A 20,306-nucleotide genomic window follows, 5' to 3' on the forward strand; every position below is an offset into this window, starting at 1 on the left:
TCCCCCTCATATAACTATTCCATTTATATCTAACTTTCTTTCAATAAACTCTCCATTCTACTATAGTTACCCTTCAATATTTCATTATAAAAATCAAATTGCCTTAAACACTTATTTTCCATTACTTTTTTAACTTCGCCATTCTCTAATACACATATTCTATTGCAAAAACTTGCCATTACCTCACTATGTGTTACTAATATTATCGTTATCTCTTTCTCTTTATTTAATTTTTTTAATATTTGCAATACTTCTAACCCGATTTTCATATCCAATGCATCTGTTGGTTCATCTGCAAATATTATTTTAGGATTATTACTCAAAGCTCTTGCTATTGCAATTCTTTGTTTTTGACCTCCTGAGCATTGTTCTGGATACTTCTCTAAAATATCTTCAACATCTAATGTTTTACTTAAATTTTCAATTCTTTTTTCAGACTCTTCTTCTGATACATTATTTAATATTAACGGCAACATTATATTTTCTCTATTTGTAAATTCTTCTAATAAATTATAGGTTTGAAATATAAATCCTACGTTATTTTTTCTAAATTCACTCAAATTAATATTATGCATTTTTTTCATATCTTTTTTTCTTGTAGTCTTTCATCATTTATATAAACATGTCCCTTATAATAGATATCTAAAGTTGATAATATATTTATAAGTGTACTTTTCCCTGATCCTGATGATCCCATTATCCCTAAAAATTCTCCGCTTTTAATCTCTAAATCTATATTTTTTAAAGCTTCAAACTTTGTATCATATTCACCATAAATTTTACATAAATTTCTAACCTCTATAAGTGTTTTCATACTTCCCCCCTCTTACATACCTAACATTTTTGCATTTGCTTTTTGTTTTCTATCAGTTCCCACTTTATTTTTCTACTATAATAAACTGCTATTATAATAGCTATTCCTATAATTGGTATATCTACACTAATCATTACCGCTAATGCATATCTTATAGTTACATCTCCTTGAAATACATAAGCTAATAAATTAGCCATTAAAATTATTAATGGTGTAAAAATAGTAAATAAAAACGTAACTATTACTTCTGATTTAATGCATTTTATTATTTGTTTATCCGAAAACCCTATATAACTTAATTGCAAAGCTCTTTTTTTAATGTGCCTAAATTCTACTGATAATTTATAGCCAAGACTTGCACTAACACATATCCCTATTCCTATTAAACTAATTGCTAATGCTTCTTTTATTCCTACCTCTCCTATTACTTCGCTTACTCCATTAACTGTGTATATTAGCATAAATAAAAATATAGCCATATATGCAAAAGATTCTTTTATTACCTTCATTGCGTTCCCTAAATATATAATTCTATTTTTTCTATACATAAAATCTCTTTTTTTTAATGACTTAAACATATCACTTACAGAATAAGTTATAAGCCAATATATTATTCCTAAACTCAGATAGCTAAACATTCCTACAATGTCTTGTACTCCATTTATATTTGCAAATAAAATAAGCGTAATAATGGGCATCATGTATAATACCACTATGATTATCCATGGAATTTTTATACTTCTTTTATCTCCAACTTTTTTTACTGCTCCAAGATTCATAAGTCCTATTGTATCTTTTCTATATACAAATCCCCAATTTATTACAATTGAAATAGTTATCACTAATAATAAATATAATATTAAGATTCCTATACCTTCTATATAAAATGTAAATATCTTTCCACTTTCTCCAATAAGGTTATATAAGAGAATATTATATAATGGAGATATTAGAATTCCCCCTATTCCTCCTATTCCTATTCCCCATAAAAAACTTTTCATGCTATTGTATATTAGAAATATAAGTGCATCTGAATAGCTTCTTCCACTATAAAACATACATGAAACTTTCTTACCTTTTTCTCTTATATAAATTGTTGCAGAAAATATAATCAATAGACATGCTGCACTTATAATTGAAAATAGATTCATTTTTAATGAAGTCTCCGGTAATAAATCCATTTTTCTTACATACCCTTCAATCCTAATTATCTCTCTAATACCTGTATCAACCAACTTGTATACGTCTTCATTATAATATGTATTTATTGCGTTATACATTATCATAACTATTACTATTACTGTCATTATAAACGGATTATTATTATTCTCCCCCTTATATATTTTCTTTGAAAATTTACTTACTCCCATAAGTTCTCCCCCATATATACTTTTTAATCTCATCTTAATAATACTATCTCAACATGAAATAAATATGAAATTTTTATATTTTTTACCATTTAAATACATTATAATAAAAAACTCTGCTATAACCAATGTTATAGCAGAGTTTTTTTATTTATTTATTTTTTTTACTTTTTCTTTCTGTTCCATTTTTCTCTTTTTTATATTTATTAAAATACAATAAAGCTGAAACTACTACTAATATTACTACTAATCCAAATAATCCTAGCAATACTTTTGTTAATGTATTACTATTTTCAATACTTTTGAATACCGGTGCATTATCTTCTGGTTTAACCATTTGATAATTTTGAACAGTTCCATTTTGATCTATTATTGCTGAGTCACCTGTAAGTTCTAGTATCTTTTTAGAACTATCTAAATATAGCATAGAATTTTCTAAATTACCTTCATTAGGTGCTGTCATCACAAGCATTCCTCTTTGATCATTAAATGGTGATTTACTTATTTGGAATGTTGATATTTCACTATTAAACGGTTCTGTTAAGTATTGTTTTGCATTAGATTCAAATCCATTATAATTTGAATTATACTTAAACCATAAATTACTATTTATATCTTTTATAAATGGATTATTATTTGGTGTTCCATATACAATTAAATTATCATCATTCTTTAAATCTGTAACATTACTTCCATTTTCAACTGTAATATCTCCAACATTATACTTAGTTGATTGCCCCATTAAAGCAAACATATCTCCTAGTTTTGTTAAATCTGTTGAATTCATGTTATTTGGAGTTACTACAAGTACATTGTTAAAACTATCATCTTGAACATATGGATTGGGATATCTATTAAAGCTATATTCTTTTGTTTGAACTGTTGGTAAGTAAATATATGAATCTGGTGTTACATATGCCCAAGGTGCTTTAACCTGTCTTTTTTCACACCACTCATTTGGTACCGCTAAATTAAATGCTATTTCAATATTTAAATATGATGTTACTTTAACATCTGATGGTATTGTTAATTCTAAAGTATCTCCATTTGCTTTACTTGCTTCTAATGATTTACTTCCTATTGGTACTCCATTAATATATACACTTACTAAAGCTTTACTATAATCTAAGTTTTGAGAATATCTCATATTCAAATAAATTTTCCCACCTGATGTTAAGACTCTATTTTTAGGCATTTTATATCCTATATCTACAGATCTCGTAAACGGTCCTTCAAGATAAGCTCCATCAGCGCCCATATCTTGTAGTGTTATTTTATCACTAACCCCATTTACAGTTTGAAGTTCTTGAACATCTTTATTTACTACATAACTATTATTTAGTTGTAATGTTAAAGATGGATTCATTAAAACTCTTGTCGCTTTATTTAACATCTCACTATTATCTGATAAAACAAAAAGTACCTTATTCCCTTGATTATATGGTGAGTCTATTTGTTCTATAAGAGCTTCATTATTATAATCTACATTTGGATTTCCTAATTTACTTTTAAGTTCATTTGGTAAATCACTATAATTTCCTATATATATTAAATTATCATTTTTATCTATATCATTGGCCTTTACTATTTGCCCACTATAATCTCCTTGAGTAAATAATCTTCCTAAATAAGAATTCAATAAAAATGCATTTGAAACATCAAAATTCTTATAGTTGTTTGGAACTACTATTTGCGTGTTAACACTTGGATTATTATTTTCCCTTATATATGGGTATGGGAAATTTGCAATATTATTATTTGAAGCTTTATTTGCAAAGTTTACAGTTATATTAGTTCCCTGATTTATAGTTGCCCAGTTAGCTGGATTAACATCATCAACACAAGGCATATCAGAAATTCTCATATATGCTTCTATTTTCAATGTATTTGATCCTTCTTTAAATAATCTAGTTGGAACATTTAAATTTAAAGTTTGAACTTCATCATTACCTTTATAGTAAACTTGCTCTGTTCTAAATGGAATATTATTTATATAAAACACAAAAAATGTTTGCGTATTTTCTGACTGTATTTGACTTCTTGTAAATTTCACCGTCATGTCAGCACTATTTACTTGCCACCATTTACTAACATTAAAGTATATTTCATGAGATGAAAAATCTCCGCTAAAAACAATATCTGAATTTAAAGAGAAAGTCTTTTGCTCATTACTATTTGGTGTTGCATTTGCTGTAATTCCATTACTAGTAATAACTAACATAAAAACTAATGCAACAGCTAAAAATATACTCCCTATTTTTTTCTTCATTCTAAAAAATCCTCCTCTATTGGAATCTTTCTGTTTTATACCACTTTGTTTCTCTTTTTAATATTGTATCTTTCATATATTGATAAAACCCTAGAGCTGCTACAACTTCCCAAAGCTTACAATAAACAAAATACATTATTATGGTTATCCCTGCATTTTTTAAGTTTAATTCACCTTTTTCAGTAGAAATTGCTACCTGTATAGATAAAACAAATACTAGTATAGCCATAATCCAAAATACAGTACTATATCCTGCTATATTTAAATTAATAATTCCTAAAATCCCTAGTATAAATAATGCATCTGATAATATACTTGCAGATAAAAATAAGAAATATGTTATGGAATAATATAAGATATCAAATCTTGTTACCCCTGCATCTTTTCTAAATAAATATTTAAAATTCTTTACTACAACGTAATTATTTCCTTTTGCCCACCTTGTTCTTTGTCTTATCCAAACCTTTAATGTTTGCGGTTCTTGTTCCCAAGTTACAGCTTTAGGCATAAACTTTATTTTATATCCCATTCTATACATTCTAAAACTTATTTCAGTATCTTCTGTAACTGCTTTTGTATCCCAACCACCCATACTTTCTATAATAGAACGTCTTATAACAAAGTTTGTTCCAGGAATCGTACAAAGCTTAAATAATTGCCATCTTCCAGCTTGTGCCATCCATTGGAAAGTTAACGTCTCTATATTTATAAACTTAGTTAAAAGATTTACATCTTTATTTCTACATCTAAACTTTCCAATTACTGCACCTAGCCCCTCATCTTCCATTAAGGTTTGAACTAAATACTTTAATGCATTTTTCTCTGGAGTATTATCAGCGTCATAAATAGCTAATACTTCACCTTTGCTCTTTTCAAACCCTATATTTAAAGAATTTGACTTTCCTTTTCCCCCAGTTTCACTATCAGTATTTATTACTATTAAATTTCTACTTTTATTCTCATTTTGAAGCCGATTTAAAATTTCTGCTGAATTATCACTTGAATTATCATTTATTACTATTATTTCATATCTATCATTTGGATATGATAAATTAAGTAATGATTTTACAGTCTTTTCTATTACTATTGCTTCGTTATGTGCTGGAACCATTATTGATACAAATGGATAATAATCTAGTTCTTCTTTCATTTCCATTTTTTGTACTTTCTCATAATATACATACCCTGCTACAACTAATACGACATTTATCAAAATTATTATCCATATTACTATAAGACAATATATAGCTAAATATCCATCCATACTATTTCTCCTATCTAAAGTATTTTTTCTTATCTATTCTCTTACTTAAAATAGTAATTATAATAAATAAAATACATGCTACAGCTCCAAATATAAGAAGCTTATCACTAATTTTTGATATATCTATATCATTATTATTAGTTGTAGTTGCATTACTGCTATCTGTTTTAAATAACTCTTTATTAGATATATACGTATTTTGTTGAACATATTTACCATTCAAGTAAACGCCATCAGCTTTACACTGAATTTTATTTCCATTAATCTCTATTTCCGAATTTAAATTTCTTGGTGTACTAAATGCAATTCCATTATTAATTAAATTTTGAATATCTGTTTTAAATGTTGCTAAATCTACAGAATCATCTATACTTACTCCAACACTTCCTGCCATAGAATTTATATTATTACTTATCGCATCTTTATATGAAATTTCTTCTATTACATTCTTAAAAACAGGATTATCATAATCAGTAATTCCACCTGTTGCAACAGTTGAATTTTCTACAAAAACAGTATTACTCTTTTCTAAATCTGTTTTTAAATCCTGGTTATAAAGCAAATAATTTGGCATAGATATTCCAATTGGATATACTAAATAATTTACATAATTTTTATAGCCTTCTTCCATAGCCGCAAATATTTCTTGTGCTGTTGCATTCCCTTGATTTATATATGGACAGCTCAATATTACATAACCACCTGATGCCTGTGCATACCTTAATGCCTCTGTAAAATTCTGCATTGCTTTAAATGTTGGATTCTCAAAAACAGGTATAGCATTAATAATAAATGGAATTCCTTGACCATTTAAATATTTTATTTTATCTACTAAATCATTTAAGTTGATAAATGGTGTTACATTATTTATTACTAAATATTTATCTCCACTTACATTTCTCCCATCGATATTATTTAGTAATTCATTTCTAAAAGTAAAATAATTTGTAGCTTTTTCAGGAATAGGCATTATTTTTTTATAACTTAATCCACTGTTTTGTATATCTGAAATATATGTTATTTTATTCGCTTCTGCATTTAATTCCTTTAATAAATCCCCATTAAATATTTGAGTATTACAATTTAAAATGATTATATTTGAGTATTCATCTAAATCTTTTATATTGTTCTCCTCAGTAAAGTTTACCTTTTCTAAATTTACAGGAATATTAGATTCTGTTGCTACTCTATTTACTTGTTCTAATATATTTTCTCCTTCTCCATAAACATTACTAGAATCATAGATAATTAATATCTTATGATTAATTGTAGTTGCCATAGATTTTATACTTGGTATTATAATACTTAATGCTAATAAGGCTATAGTTATCTTTAATACCCTTTTAAACATCATAATCTAGTTCACCCTCTGCTAATCTTAAAAATTCAGCAGGATCTTTTATACTTTCATTCCATTGACACATACCAACTTGAATTTCAAGATTTATTCCTTTAAGTTCTTGGTGCTTTTTTGATACTTCTTCATGTATTTTTCTTTTTATTCTATCTTTTACTACTAATGCACCTTTTTCATCTGTAATAAGAATATATGCAAAAGTATCTATATTTAAAATATATTTTCTATCTTCGTCCCTTAAAACATCATTTGTCGTTTTTGCTATTACATTAATTAAATTTCTATATTTTTCTTCACCAAGTATTCGCTTCATATTTCCACTATACTTTACTTTAGTAACCATTAATGTAAGTGGTAAACTTCTATGTCGGTCTACCATACTTATGTAAATTGGCATTTCATTTATAAATGCTTTTATATTTCTTATTCCACTTTCTGCATCTATCATTACAAGTTCTTTATTCTTTACAGATAATTCTGCAATATCTTCTTGTAGAATATTTACATTTTTTGCGAAATAAGAAGATATTATTGCAGCTAATATAATCATTATAATCCAATAGTAAGTTTCAACATTTGCTAATGTTCCTGTCATAAAAAATTGATATATTTTAAAACTTATATATCCAAAATCAACAACTAAAGTTATTACTAATGACATAGTTACACCTAAATAATAACTAATTATGCAAACAATCATTAATAATAAAAACATTACATAATTTTCATAGCTACTTTTAAATTCAAACATACTAAATGTAAGTCCTAGTCCAAAAAAGAATACTGTCATAATAGTCATTGCAATATCCACTCTTTTTCTCACATCAAACTTTTCCATTATTTAATCACCTTCCGTCTCTCCAAACTCATTAATAAATTTTTTATACATACTAAAAATAAGAAGTCAAAGGCCATATTATACATAAATTCATGTTTTGCTAAATCCGCATCTCCTGCTCCAATTATAGAAATTGCAATTTGACTCACTCCAACAATAAGCACATAATAATAGACTTCTTCTGTAAGCTTTATATCATCATTTCCTTTAATATATCTTTTAACTGAGAAATATAAAAATATACCTATATATATTAATGATGCAATTAAGCTTTTAGGTAAAAAATGTGCTTTTATATAACTCCACCCACCCCAAAAATAACTTTTTGCAACTGGTGGTTTTCCTGTTGAAACCATATAATTCCCAAGTTCATTTGGACGTATATCATATCCCTCTCTAAACCCGAGTTCTGCCATTTTAAACATCACACTAGGATGAGTTATATAGAACTTTAAAATACCACCTACACCATATTGACTACAGTATTTTTTTACTAACTCTCTATTATTTAAGTCTATCTGTGTAATTGGTGAAAAATAATTTGTATTCTCTAAAAGAGAATACTGCTCGCTTATTCCCATATCTGATAATATCTTATCTGGATTTTTCTCATTTAATAATATCCCTCTGTTTAAAGCATGATATTTATTTATATATTGAAAATCTCCTTTAATTGCAGCATAAAAGTATAAGCCTGAAGCACACATTATAACTACTAAAGCTATTGATACAATCTTTACTTCCATACTTCTTTTGTAATACATTATTCTAAATAATAGTATTGCTAACATAGCTCCTACCGGTGCTAACTGTTGCTTTGCTCCAAAAAACACTATAGATGTTCCTGCAAAAATCAGTATGTTGTACCATGTTATTTTGTTAAACCGTATCATATATAATAAAAATCCTACACTCAGTAAAAAGAATGGTATATTAACAGCTTCACCAAAGAATGAATTAAAATATGCTATATAACCTATGTCCATAAATACAAACAAATAAAAAAATGATATTATTGCTTTACTTATTGGTGACCTTAAATAACTGCAAAAAACTTTCATTATAAAATATGTTGCTAAAAGTTGAAAACACAATAAAATAAATGCTAAGTATCTTAAATCAAATGTACTCGTATTTCCTGTAATAATTCTTTCTAAAAACATTGCTGGCTTTATGAGTAAAGACTGAGTAGATACAATCATTTTAGGATTACCATTATAAAAATTACTTACACCATATGTTGGTTGGAAATAATTAAAATATATAGGTTGATGATCAGGTCCTTGTCTTAAATAATATAAGTTGTTAGAAACCATGATTCTAAAAAAATCTCCATTGTTTGCCATTCCAACAATTGGTTTTACAAATAATATATTCACACCTATAATTGCAGCTAAAATAACAGTTAATATTGGAAAGTTTATTTTTTCACCTATACTATAAATTTTTTTCACCATAATAAATCCTCCTTTCCTTATTTTTCTTTTTATTTCAACTTTATATACTAAAAATTTAAAAGGCAAAAGGCAACTATTTTTTAGTTACCTTTCACCAACAAAATTTATTTCTATTATTCCTTGAAAATGGAGCTACATTAAAATATAACTCCATTATTTTGCATTTTTTACTACTTTGTATATTTATGATGTAATAATTCATGTGCTTTACCATGTCCTGGTTTACCCATATATGAATCATACATTTTTAATAATGCTGCATTTTTATGTGATTTTCTTTTTGGTAAATTTTTATCTTGATTGTATAATACTGACGCTCTTACCGATCTTATTTCTATTCTTTCTCTATCTAAGTTATTTACGTGTGGTTGTCCTCCACCATTTACACATCCTCCTGGACATGCCATGAATTCGATAAAGTGATATTGTTTTTCGTTCATTTTACCACTATTAAAGAAGTCCATTATATTTTTTCCACCATGAATAACTGCTACATTATAGTCATTTCCTGCTATATTTACAGTTGCTTCTTTTATTCCATCAAGTCCTCTAACTTCTTTGTACTCAATGTTTTCTAAATCAGCACCTTCCGCTAAGTCTTTTGCAGTTCTAAGAGCTGCTTCCATAACTCCACCAGTTGCTCCGAATATAGTTCCTGCTCCTGTATATTCTCCCATAGCTGGATCTACATCTGAATCTTCAAGGTTTGCAAAATCTATTTTTGCTTCTTTTATTAATTTAGCTAATTCTCTTGTAGTTATTACGGCATCAATGTTTCTTAGCCCATCATTTTCCATTTCTTCTCTGTCAGCTTCAAACTTTTTAGCTGTACATGGCATTATTGTTACTGTAAATACTTTAGCTGGATCTATATCTTCAATATGAGGATAGTATGATTTACTTGCTGCACCAAACTCTTGTTGTGGTGATTTAGCTGTAGATACATGATCTAAATATTCTGGGAAGTATAATTCAATTTCTCTTATCCATCCTGGACAACATGAAGTAAACATTGGGAATGGCCCATTAGTTTTAATTCTTTCAAGAAGTTCTGTTCCTTCTTCCATTATTGTCATATCAGCACCAAAGTTTATATCAAATACTTTATTAAATCCTAATTCTCTAAGCGCAGAATATAATTTTCCTGTTACATCTTGTCCATATCCCATTTTGAATAACTCACCCATAGCAGTTCTTACTGCTGGAGCCATAGCAACAATTACATGTTTTTCTGGATCTTGTAATGCTGTTTTTACTCTATCAATATGTGATTGCTCTTGTAATGCACCTACTGGACATGCAGCAACACATTGTCCACATAATAAACATTTTGATTCATCAAAACTTTTATTATCAGGTGGGCAAACCATTCTAACACCATCTATATTTCTAATTTGTATTATTTCTGTTCCAGCTTTTGCTTTACAAGCTGCTTGACATCTTCCACATAATACACATTTATTTCTATCTATAACTATTGATTTACTTCTTCTATCAATATTTTCTTCTCTATCTTCTGGTAAAAATGGAGTAGCTGCCTTCCCTCTAGTTTTTATAACTAATTTTAAAAGTTCACAGTTCTCTCTTCTTGGGCATGGTCCACATTTGAATTCATGCTTATTTAAAAGAGCTGATATTCTCATTTTAACTCTTTCTTGAACTTTCTCTGTATTAGTTCTTACAACCATATCATCTTCAACTTTTGTTAAACATGATAAAACTAAGTTTGGCTTTCCTTCAACTTCAACAGCACAAACACCACACTTACCTACATTTCCGCAATCTTTTAAGTAGCAAAGTGTTGCAATATCATCAATACCATTTTGTCTTGCAGCATCTAATATTGTAGTACCCTCAGCAACCTGGATTTCTTTGTCATTAATAAATAATTTCTTCATCCTAAAAACCTACCTCCATTACACATTCATTTTGTTAACAAGTTTGTTATTTTTTTAACTAATGTTAACAAAATACCACACATAAATTTTTATAATTTGCTATACACAATTTAAAACCTATAAACATTTTACAATATTATTGTTATAATATCAATTGATATTATATATTCGATATATTACGAATATTCTTACCTTGCATATTACAGTTGATTACTATATCATTTAATTATGTTATTTTAGGTGAAATAAAGGAGTCGCTATGTTATTAGTTTATAATAGAAGAACCAAACAGTATGAAAAAGAGAATATAGCTGGAAAAAAATATTTAGTTTGGTGTTATGAATCTCCAAAAGGAAAAAAGTTAACGGAGCTTATATTTAAGAAGAAACTATGCTCTAAAGTTTATGGTGCCTTTTGTGATACAAAGTTTAGTCGAAAAAAAATAAAACATTTCATTAGAGATTTTGATATAGACATGGCTGTCTGCAAAAAGAAGCCTAAAGAATTTTCAAATTTCAATGATTTTTTTACTAGAAAATTAAAGCCTGATGCTAGACCATTTGATATAAATAATAAAGCATTAATTTCACCTGCCGATGGTAGAGTTTTTGCTTATGAAAATATAGATTTAGAAAACCTTGTTCAAATAAAGGGACTTACATATAGTTTAAAAGATTTTATAAATAATGATTCTATCGCAAATCAATTTCAAGGTGGAACTTGTGTTATTGTTCGATTATCACCTATTGATTATCACAGATTTCATTTTATTGATTCTGGTGTATGTACTAAATCAACATTTATTCCCGGGAAATACTATTCAGTTAATCCTATCGCATTAAAAAATATTCCTAGATTATTTTGTGAAAATAAAAGAGAATGGTCTTTATTTAAATCAGATAATTTTAATGATGTTTTATATGTTGAAGTCGGTGCAACTTGTGTAGGTACAATAATCCAAACCTATAATACTGATACAACTATATCTAAAGGTGATGAAAAAGGTTTCTTTAAGTTTGGTGGCTCAACAGTAGTTCTTTTCTTTAAAAAGGGTTCTGTAGTCATTGATAATGATATTCTTGAACAAACTGAACTTGGATATGAGTCAAAGGTATCTATGGGTGAATCTATCGGAAAAAAATACGAATAAAAAAAAAGACTTTTTCAAACTTGAAAAAGTCTTTTTTTATTCTGCTTTATTTAGTGCATTTTGAACCGCTTGTATAATTCCATCACTAGACATTGTAGCTCCTGATACTGTATCAACATTTATGGTCTGCTGATTTAGTATTTCCGGAACAACTTGACTATAAGCTCTACTGAAAAAGCTCGGTGTGTCATTAGATGAAACCACCTCTATATTACTTATTTTCCCACCTTTTATTGTAACTTGTAATGTATCCCCCGGTCTAAATCCTGTTCCCGTTCCTGTATATACTCCATCCTTATACTTCAAATTTGCTATAGCTTGTGTAATATTGGTACTCTTTTGTACTCCTCCACTACTGCCTGATACATTTTGACTTCCTGTACTATTTGCATTCTTTGTTGAACTGGTATTATTTCTATTAGTACTTATTATATTATCAGTGCTTGTACTTTTTTCTGCTGATACATAATTTATTTTAGGTGCACTAAGCTTATCTATATAATTAGTTCCTTCATTTAAAGAAACTAATGCTGTTACTGTTATTCCAGCTGCTATAATTGGTGCAACTGTTTCTTTTGCCATTTTAACCTTTACATTTGAACGTGGACACACACTTGTACATTTAAAACAATCTATACATTCTCCACTTTTTATAATGTCATCTTTGTACATTTCTATTCCCACTATACAATTATTAGTGCATATCCTACATTTTCCACATTTATCTTTAACTTTATTAATTTTAATAATTCTAAATCTAGATGTTATTGAAAAAACTGCACCAAGGGGACATAAATATCTACAGAAGAATCTTTCTATAAACATTGCTCCAACTATTATAAAAATTAATAGTATAAATGCAAATGTATGGTTAAATACCATTGAATGTACATTAGGAAATTGTGCAAATGCATCCCACGGATTTTTATTATCTAAGAAATTACTTTGAAAACTCCACACTAAGCCTATAGATGCTACTAATATTACATATTTTATAGACTTAAGCTTCCTATCTATTTCATGTGGAATTTTAAATTTAATTTTCAAAATCCTTGTGGATATAGCATAAATTATATCCATAAATGTTCCAAAGGCACATAACCATCCACAAAAAAACCTTCCTAAAATAATTGTTATTCCAATTATCGTAACTAAATTCAATACAACTGGAATCATTCCTTGTATTGAAAAACTTCCAGTTATTATTGCTATGTATAATGATTTTATATTTGAATATGTTAATATAAATAATCCTGGAAACAACACTAGACTTATAAGTTGAACCATGTATCTTATAATCTGTACCTTAGATACTTTCTGCTTTTTCACTGTTTCTCCTCCAAATATTTAAACATTCATTTGCACTTCAAAATCCTTATCTAATACTTTAAATTCATTAGCTAATCCTTCTGTTAAGTATATCTTCTTATTCTTAGCTATGATTATCCCCTCTCCTCCATCTATACTATTTATTAAAGATATAGTTTTCTCTAATCCCATAGAAAAGCAACAAGATGTTAGTCCATCACCATCAATAGCTTTATCTGAAATTATTGTTACACTCTTTATTCCATTATTTAATGGATATCCTGTTTTAGAGTCCAAAAAATGATGATATTTTTGTTCATTAATAGTGATGAATCTTTCATAATCACCTGATGTTACAATAGATTTATTTTCAGCTACTATATATCCTACAATTTCTCCTCTTTTTTTATAAGGATTTTGTATTCCTACTTTCCAAGGTTCACTATTTTCCTTCTTTCCAATAACAACAATGTTCCCCCCTAAATCTATAATTGCTGAATTTACTTCATATTTTCTCATAATCCTTACAACCTCATCTGCTGCATACCCTTTTGCAATTCCTCCTAAGTCAATCTTTTGATCTTTATTCTTCAATTTAATTTTATTAAAAAATATTTTTATATCCTTGTAATTAACCAACTCTAATTTTCTTTTTATATCTTCTACTTCTGGTAGTCTTTGATTCTCTTTTGCCCTTTTCCATATATCAATAATAGGCTTAACTGTAACATCAAATCCGCCTTTAGATATTTTAGAATATTCTATAGCTTTTCTTATTGCAAATAATGTTTCTTTTCTTATTTTTGTAAATTTAACACCTGAATTATTATTTATCTTATATACATCACTCTCTACTTTATATGGTGACATAATACTTTCAAGATATTTCAATCTAGCAATACTCTCATCTACTGCTTTTTGTGCGTTATTACCTGAAGCTTTTAAACTTATAAATGTTCCCATTATAAAATCACCTTTTGATACTTTATAATCTCTACTTTTAGCTTCATTCATAACCTTTCCTCCTCCATATGCTAATTTACATTTATTATTCTACCTTTTAAATTACTTATTTCTATGGGAAGATTATGTGATTCTTATGTACTTTTAAAATTCTTAATATCTATTTTCTAATATGTATATTTCTTAAATAGTTTTTAACTATTAATTACTTTCTCAAGCTTCTCTTTAAATATATCTAAATCCTTTTCCAATATAATAATATTAATTCCCATTTCTTTAGCTCTTTCAATTATATTTTCTTTATGTGGTTTCTTTGTTGCCACTAAAATCTTTTTAACTTTATGCCCACCAATTCTTTCACTATATACATTCAATTCATTCAATGTAGCTTCTTCATATTTTTCACTATCCTTACAAGATATTACTATGATAGTTGAATCTCTAATTGCAACAACATCAAGTTCATTTTTTAAATAATCTTTATCTTTATTCCAAATAAACATAAGTCCACTCTTAACTTGATCTACAGACGCTATCTGCTCCACTACATGCTCTGTTAACACTTCTAACCAAGTTCCTACTTTAAAAATAAATCCTTTAATACATTTATCTTTAAATTCAATAACTCTATTGCCTTTCTCCTTTGATAATGTAATTAACCCTTTTTCTATTCCCCATTCTAATATTTTCTCTAAAATTTCCTTTTCATCATCAGTTATAACAGCATCATTTATTACAACTTTTTTTGTATTTCCATAATAATGTGCAAATACATTTGGATCATATATTCTTCTTTTATACTTATTCCATAAATCTATATTTCTATGTATCATTTTAGCCATATCTAACACATACTCTTTAGAAACAAGCTCTGTTTCATGGCTAAAAACTTTGTTTCCTGTAGCATTTATCATCTCTTCAATATCTAAATCTATTAAATGCTCATCAACTTTCCCAGTATTCTCTCCAAAAATATACTTTTTCCTTCCAACTATATCTACATATATTCCCTCTAAATTATTTTCTAAAATATATTTCAATAAACATAAAGATTGAATTCTCTCTCCTCCTGTTAAATTAATCAAAGCCTTTTCATTCCCTTTAATCAATTTATCTAAATCACTAAAGCATTCACCTTTAATTTCTAAAAATTCTATTTTTGAATTATATATATTCGCTACTTCAATTAAAGTAGCCTTTATATAATTGCTACACTTTTCACTAACTAATACAATTACTTTCTTAAATTTATATTTTTTTATTAAAATCACTGTACTGTCATTATGTTCATCAATTGGTGTAATAAGTAAACTGTACATAACCTTCACTTCCTTTAAAAATAGTATTCCTAAAAATTAAATAAAGAATTACATATTTTAAATCTAAATATTCCATTTTAATATATTGACTTGAATTTTTTATAATAGCCATTATTTTTCTAGAATATAAAAATGTTATAATGAGGATATATTTACAACAACTATATACTTTCCTACAACTAATAAATAGTTAAGTTTATAATAACTATTTAATTTAAAAAACTAATTCTATAGAAATACAATTTAATAAAGGAGGTAAAAAAATGAATACCCTAAATAATGAAAAAATCAATATTAGTATTGTATCTCCTTATGATGAAATGTCTGTATACTTCAATAGTTTCAAGGATAATAGAGTAATTATCAATGCAAAAACTATCAATAATAAAGAAGATATTAAAGAGTTTATTAAAAAAAATGAATCTAGTACGGATGTTTTTTTAAGTGGTGGTTCAAGTGTAAGCTTCATTCGAGAGAATACATACATTCCAGTTGTTGATATTAAAATAAGTAACTTTGATTTAATCAAAGCTATAAATAGCATACCTATAAATGACACAACTCAGATAATTTGCTTATCTTATTATAAAGATGTGTTTAATTTAAATGAAATAAAAAGCATATTTAATTTAAAAAATGATATTTTACAAATTAAATATGTAACTCCTGAAGATATAGAAAAACCACTTAAACAAGCACAACTAAATGGAGGAAATCTTGTTATAGGTGGAGGTTGTACAGAAATCTATAGCCAAGAATTATCTTTAAAAAATATATTACTAAAATCCAGTGATGAAGCAATGACTAATGCTATTGAGGAAGCTATAAATATTGTTAATGTAAGAAAAAAAGAGCTTGAAAAAAATGCACGACTTAATACGATTCTAAATTTTGTAAAGCAAGGTATTGTCGTAACAGATATAAATGATAATATCATTATTTGTAATAATGAGGCTGAAAAAATCTTAAATATTAGTGAGTCCTCTGTTTTTAAGCAAAATATTAATACTGTTTTAGGTGATTTGAAAAAAGTTAAAGAATTAAATAACGGAATCATAAATATTAATGGTAAAATGGTTGCAACTAGTACTATAGATATAAAATTAAAAAATAATTTTATTGGAAGAGTTAATTCTTTTGATAAAGCTTCAACTATTGAAAGACTTGAACGAAAAATAAGAAGCAATAATCATAAAAAAGGACTTGTTGCAAAATACAACTTTGATGATATTGTAACTAATGATATAAAAATGGAAAATATAAAAAAAATGGCTAAAAAATATGCTCAAACAGATGGAACTATTTTAATATATGGAGAATCTGGAACTGGAAAAGAACTATTTGCACAAAGTATCCATAATGAGAGTACTCGTCGTGAATGGCCTTTTGTTGCTATAAATTGTGGTGCTATAAATGAAAACCTCTTAGAAAGTGAACTTTTCGGATATGATAAAGGAGCTTTTACAGGTGCTAATAAAGATGGGAAAATGGGGGTTTTTGAATTAGCTCATAAAGGAACTATATTTTTAGATGAAATAGGCGAATTACCCTTAAGCCTTCAAGCGAGCCTTTTAAGAGTCATTCAAGAAAAAGAAGTTATGAGAATCGGAAGTAATGAAATAACTCCTATTGATATTAGAATAATTTGTGCAACTAATCGTGATTTAAGAGAAGAAGTTCTAAAAGGAAGATTTAGAGAAGATTTATATTATAGATTAAATGTATTCAATCTAAAAATTCCAGCACTGAGGGAAAGAAGATTAGATATTCCTCTTATTTCTGAGCAACTGTTAAAAAGATTCCATATTCATGATAAAAGAAAAGTGATTGAAGTAATTAAAAAGTGTCCATCTAATTACTCTTGGAATGGTAATATTAGAGAACTTGAAAACGTTGTTCGTCGATTAGTGTTAATGACTGACTTTAATGATTTTGATTTAAATAATATTGATTATAATTCTTTTATAGATGGAATTACTTCTATAGAAGAAGAATGTAATTTAAAAATTAATATGAATAATAACTTGAAAGATATAATAAAAGAAGTTGAATCTGCAATAATAAGTAAATTTTTAGCAGATGGCTATTCAATGGAAGAAATTTTAAAGAAACTTGAAATTAGCAGAGCAAGTTACATGAGAAAAAAGTCTCAAATTTGAGACTTTTTTCTCATCTTTGAGACTTTTCCCTCATTTTCTTATATTTATTTTTAAAAAAAGTACATTTTAAAGCCATTTTTAAAGTTGGCATGAAAAATGCTTTATAAAATAGTATCAAAATTAAACTTAAAATTTAATAGACAATATTATTAAAACTAAAAATAAATGAGTGGAGGAATTACAAATGAAAGTAACAATTGGAGATTATTTATTAAATAGATTAAAGGAATTTAATGTTAAGCATGTATACGGAGTTCCTGGAGATTATAATTTATTATTCTTAGATCACGTTGAAGATATGACTGGAATTGATTGGGTAGGTAATTGTAATGAATTAAATGCTTCTTATGCTGCTGATGGATATGCAAGAGTTAACGGAATGTCAGCTTTAGTTACAACTTTTGGTGTTGGCGAACTTAGCGCTATAAATGGTGTTGCTGGAGCTTATGCAGAAGATGTTCCAATAGTTAAAATTACTGGTATTCCATCAATGACTATCATGAACAATAGCTCAAGATATGTTCATCACTCTTTAGGTGATGGTCAATATTATAAATTTTACAATATGTATAGAGAAGTTACTGCATCTCAAACTATCTTAAGTGAAATGAATGCAGCTAGAGAAATTGATAGAGTTTTAACTGAATGTTATATCACTAAAAAACCTGTTTATATCGGACTTCCTTTTGACATAGTTGATAAAGAAATTGAGGTTTCAGGAGAACCTTTAGATATTGAAGTTAAAACTAATGAAGAAACACTAAAAGAGTTTATAAAAGATGTTAAAGAATTAGTTTCAACATCTAAAGGTGAAATGGTTCTTGCTGATTATGAAGTAGATCGATGTAAATTAAGTGCTGAAGCTAGAAACTTTGTTAAAGTTACAGGACTTCCAGTAAGTACAACAAGCATGGGAAAAACTGCTGTTAATGAATACTGTGATAACTTTGTTGGTATTTATAATGGTGTTCTAAGTCCTGATTCAGTAAAAGAAGCTATGAATAAAGCTGATGTAGCATTCTTCTTCGGTGTTAAACTTAGTGATTTTACAACAGCTTGTTTTAATTTAGTGCATGATGATATCACAGTAGTTGAAATACATCCTCTACATTCAAAAATAGGTGAAAAAATGTACTGTAATATTTCAATGAAAGATGTTTTAAGTGCTCTTCTTAGTAACGGAATTAACTATAAACACAATATACAAGTAGAACCTAAAAATGCAATAAAATTTACTGCTGAAAAAAATAAAGAGTTAACTCAACAAAGATTTTATAATTGTATAGAAAGTGTTTTAAATAAAGGAGATATCCTTTTAGCAGAAACTGGAACAGCTTTTTCTGGTGCAACTGGAATTAGAATGCCAGAAAACTCAAAATTCATAGGGCAACCTTTATGGGCTTCAATCGGATATACATTACCAGCTCTTTTAGGTTCACAAATGGCTGATAGAAGTAGAAGAAATATGTTAATTATAGGGGATGGTTCATTCCAACTAACATGTCAAGAAATCTCAACTATGATAAGAGAAGATGTACATCCAATAATCTTTGTTATTAATAATGATGGATATACAATTGAAAAACTTATACATGGACCTGAAAGAAAATATAATTCAATAAATATGTGGGATTATAAAAATCTTGTAAATATTTTTGATTTAAATCAAGGTAAATCTATGGCTTGTAAAGTTAAAACTGAAGAAGAATTAACTACAGCATTAGAACTTGCAGATAAAAATAAAGATAAACTTATATTTATAGAACTTGTAATGGATAGTAAAGATGCTCCAAACTCACTTATAAGTCTTGGTGATTTATTATCAGAAGTTAACGGATATTAATATACAAAAGGGGCTGTATCAAAATAAATTTTGATACTAGCCGAAAAAAAGACGATTCGCATTAGAATCGTCTTTTTTGTGCATAATAATATCACTATGAAAAATTTTAGCAAAAATGTGATACCTATGCATCAAATAGGTTTTCCCATTCAGGTTCCTTTTATACCATGCGAAGATGATTCAGTAAGATTGCTATTTGAAGTTACGGAGGAATTAAATTATACAAAACTATATGAAACATACTCTTGGTGTTAGTATAAAAAGGTGGACAGATTTAATCGAACTAAATAAAATAGTATT

Annotated in this window: 15 protein-coding genes; 3 read left to right on the top strand and 12 right to left on the bottom strand. The window is 27.3% G+C overall.

The window, feature by feature from the left end:
- Positions 1 to 29 precede the first annotated feature (29 nt).
- The 9 genes from Q0W06_RS03955 to Q0W06_RS03995 form a co-directional block, all read right to left on the bottom strand.
- A complete protein-coding gene (locus tag Q0W06_RS03955) occupies positions 30 to 584 on the bottom strand; it encodes an ABC transporter ATP-binding protein (RefSeq protein ID WP_297631707.1) in 555 nt (184 codons plus the stop codon).
- A complete protein-coding gene (locus tag Q0W06_RS03960) occupies positions 581 to 814 on the bottom strand; it encodes an ATP-binding cassette domain-containing protein (protein WP_297631708.1) in 234 nt (77 codons plus the stop codon). The genes Q0W06_RS03955 and Q0W06_RS03960 overlap by 4 nt, the downstream gene beginning before the upstream one ends.
- Before the next feature lie 20 nt (positions 815 to 834).
- Entirely contained in the window at positions 835 to 2,184 is a 1,350-nt protein-coding gene (locus Q0W06_RS03965; RefSeq protein WP_297631710.1) for a hypothetical protein, read from the bottom strand.
- Positions 2,185 to 2,332: 148 nt separating this feature from the next.
- Positions 2,333 to 4,450, bottom strand: coding sequence for a cellulose biosynthesis cyclic di-GMP-binding regulatory protein BcsB (locus Q0W06_RS03970; RefSeq protein WP_297631712.1), 2,118 nt, complete (start codon positions 4,448 to 4,450; stop codon positions 2,333 to 2,335).
- A gap of 16 nt (positions 4,451 to 4,466) precedes the next feature.
- Complete coding sequence (locus Q0W06_RS03975) at positions 4,467 to 5,714, bottom strand: glycosyltransferase (RefSeq protein ID WP_297631714.1); 1,248 nt, start codon at positions 5,712 to 5,714, stop codon at positions 4,467 to 4,469.
- 10 nt (positions 5,715 to 5,724) lie between these two features.
- Positions 5,725 to 7,068: a DUF2334 domain-containing protein gene (locus tag Q0W06_RS03980; protein ID WP_297631716.1), complete on the bottom strand. Its 1,344-nt coding sequence runs from the start codon at positions 7,066 to 7,068 to the stop codon at positions 5,725 to 5,727.
- On the bottom strand, positions 7,058 to 7,909 hold the full coding sequence (locus Q0W06_RS03985; RefSeq protein ID WP_297631718.1) for a diguanylate cyclase: 852 nt from the start codon (positions 7,907 to 7,909) through the stop codon (positions 7,058 to 7,060). The genes Q0W06_RS03980 and Q0W06_RS03985 overlap by 11 nt, the downstream gene beginning before the upstream one ends.
- Positions 7,909 to 9,366 (bottom strand): hypothetical protein, encoded by a 1,458-nt coding sequence (locus Q0W06_RS03990; protein WP_297631723.1) that lies wholly within the window; start codon positions 9,364 to 9,366, stop codon positions 7,909 to 7,911. Before Q0W06_RS03990 ends, Q0W06_RS03985 begins: the two co-directional genes overlap by 1 nt.
- A 170-nt stretch (positions 9,367 to 9,536) precedes the next feature.
- Positions 9,537 to 11,264, bottom strand: coding sequence for a ferredoxin hydrogenase (locus Q0W06_RS03995; protein WP_297631725.1), 1,728 nt, complete (start codon positions 11,262 to 11,264; stop codon positions 9,537 to 9,539).
- Positions 11,265 to 11,523: 259 nt separating this feature from the next.
- Between Q0W06_RS03995 and Q0W06_RS04000 the strand changes: the two genes are divergently transcribed.
- The gene (locus Q0W06_RS04000; protein ID WP_297631727.1) at positions 11,524 to 12,414 is read left to right on the top strand and encodes a phosphatidylserine decarboxylase; all 891 of its coding nucleotides are present in this window, start codon (positions 11,524 to 11,526) and stop codon (positions 12,412 to 12,414) included.
- A gap of 36 nt (positions 12,415 to 12,450) precedes the next feature.
- On the opposite strand, the gene Q0W06_RS04005 is transcribed toward Q0W06_RS04000, so the two are convergent.
- From Q0W06_RS04005 to Q0W06_RS04015, 3 genes are all read right to left on the bottom strand, one after another.
- Positions 12,451 to 13,743, bottom strand: coding sequence for a 4Fe-4S binding protein (locus Q0W06_RS04005; RefSeq protein WP_297631729.1), 1,293 nt, complete (start codon positions 13,741 to 13,743; stop codon positions 12,451 to 12,453).
- Between the two features lie 18 nt (positions 13,744 to 13,761).
- Positions 13,762 to 14,736, bottom strand: coding sequence for an FAD:protein FMN transferase (locus Q0W06_RS04010; protein ID WP_297631731.1), 975 nt, complete (start codon positions 14,734 to 14,736; stop codon positions 13,762 to 13,764).
- A 143-nt stretch (positions 14,737 to 14,879) separates the two neighbouring features.
- Complete coding sequence (locus tag Q0W06_RS04015) at positions 14,880 to 16,004, bottom strand: DUF1887 family CARF protein (RefSeq protein ID WP_297631732.1); 1,125 nt, start codon at positions 16,002 to 16,004, stop codon at positions 14,880 to 14,882.
- Positions 16,005 to 16,267: 263 nt separating this feature from the next.
- On the opposite strand from Q0W06_RS04015, the gene Q0W06_RS04020 reads away from it, so the two are divergent.
- The gene (locus Q0W06_RS04020) at positions 16,268 to 18,163 is read left to right on the top strand and encodes a sigma 54-interacting transcriptional regulator (RefSeq protein WP_297631733.1); all 1,896 of its coding nucleotides are present in this window, start codon (positions 16,268 to 16,270) and stop codon (positions 18,161 to 18,163) included.
- A 184-nt stretch (positions 18,164 to 18,347) separates the two neighbouring features.
- Positions 18,348 to 20,006 carry an alpha-keto acid decarboxylase family protein gene (locus Q0W06_RS04025; RefSeq protein ID WP_297631734.1) on the top strand — a complete coding sequence of 553 codons (1,659 nt, stop codon included), beginning with the start codon at positions 18,348 to 18,350 and terminating at the stop codon, positions 20,004 to 20,006.
- Positions 20,007 to 20,306 lie beyond the last annotated feature (300 nt).

Source organism: uncultured Clostridium sp. (assembly GCF_947072515.1).
GTDB lineage: Bacteria > Bacillota > Clostridia > Clostridiales > Clostridiaceae > Clostridium.

Excerpts from the sequence above, each read along its gene's own strand:
- Q0W06_RS04015 (WP_297631732.1), bottom strand. The coding sequence starts at position 16,004 with ATGTACAGTTTACTTATTACACCAATTGATGAACATAATGACAGTACA.
- Q0W06_RS04020 (WP_297631733.1), top strand. The coding sequence starts at position 16,268 with ATGAATACCCTAAATAATGAAAAAATCAATATTAGTATTGTATCTCCT.
- Q0W06_RS04025 (WP_297631734.1), top strand. The coding sequence starts at position 18,348 with ATGAAAGTAACAATTGGAGATTATTTATTAAATAGATTAAAGGAATTT.
- Q0W06_RS04000 (WP_297631727.1), top strand. The coding sequence starts at position 11,524 with ATGTTATTAGTTTATAATAGAAGAACCAAACAGTATGAAAAAGAGAAT.
- Q0W06_RS03965 (WP_297631710.1), bottom strand. The coding sequence starts at position 2,184 with ATGGGAGTAAGTAAATTTTCAAAGAAAATATATAAGGGGGAGAATAAT.
- Q0W06_RS03955 (WP_297631707.1), bottom strand. The coding sequence starts at position 584 with ATGAAAAAAATGCATAATATTAATTTGAGTGAATTTAGAAAAAATAAC.
- Q0W06_RS03970 (WP_297631712.1), bottom strand. The coding sequence starts at position 4,450 with ATGAAGAAAAAAATAGGGAGTATATTTTTAGCTGTTGCATTAGTTTTT.
- Q0W06_RS03985 (WP_297631718.1), bottom strand. The coding sequence starts at position 7,909 with ATGGAAAAGTTTGATGTGAGAAAAAGAGTGGATATTGCAATGACTATT.
- Q0W06_RS03980 (WP_297631716.1), bottom strand. The coding sequence starts at position 7,068 with ATGATGTTTAAAAGGGTATTAAAGATAACTATAGCCTTATTAGCATTA.
- Q0W06_RS03990 (WP_297631723.1), bottom strand. The coding sequence starts at position 9,366 with ATGGTGAAAAAAATTTATAGTATAGGTGAAAAAATAAACTTTCCAATA.
- Q0W06_RS03960 (WP_297631708.1), bottom strand. The coding sequence starts at position 814 with ATGAAAACACTTATAGAGGTTAGAAATTTATGTAAAATTTATGGTGAA.
- Q0W06_RS03975 (WP_297631714.1), bottom strand. The coding sequence starts at position 5,714 with ATGGATGGATATTTAGCTATATATTGTCTTATAGTAATATGGATAATA.
- Q0W06_RS03995 (WP_297631725.1), bottom strand. The coding sequence starts at position 11,264 with ATGAAGAAATTATTTATTAATGACAAAGAAATCCAGGTTGCTGAGGGT.
- Q0W06_RS04010 (WP_297631731.1), bottom strand. The coding sequence starts at position 14,736 with ATGAATGAAGCTAAAAGTAGAGATTATAAAGTATCAAAAGGTGATTTT.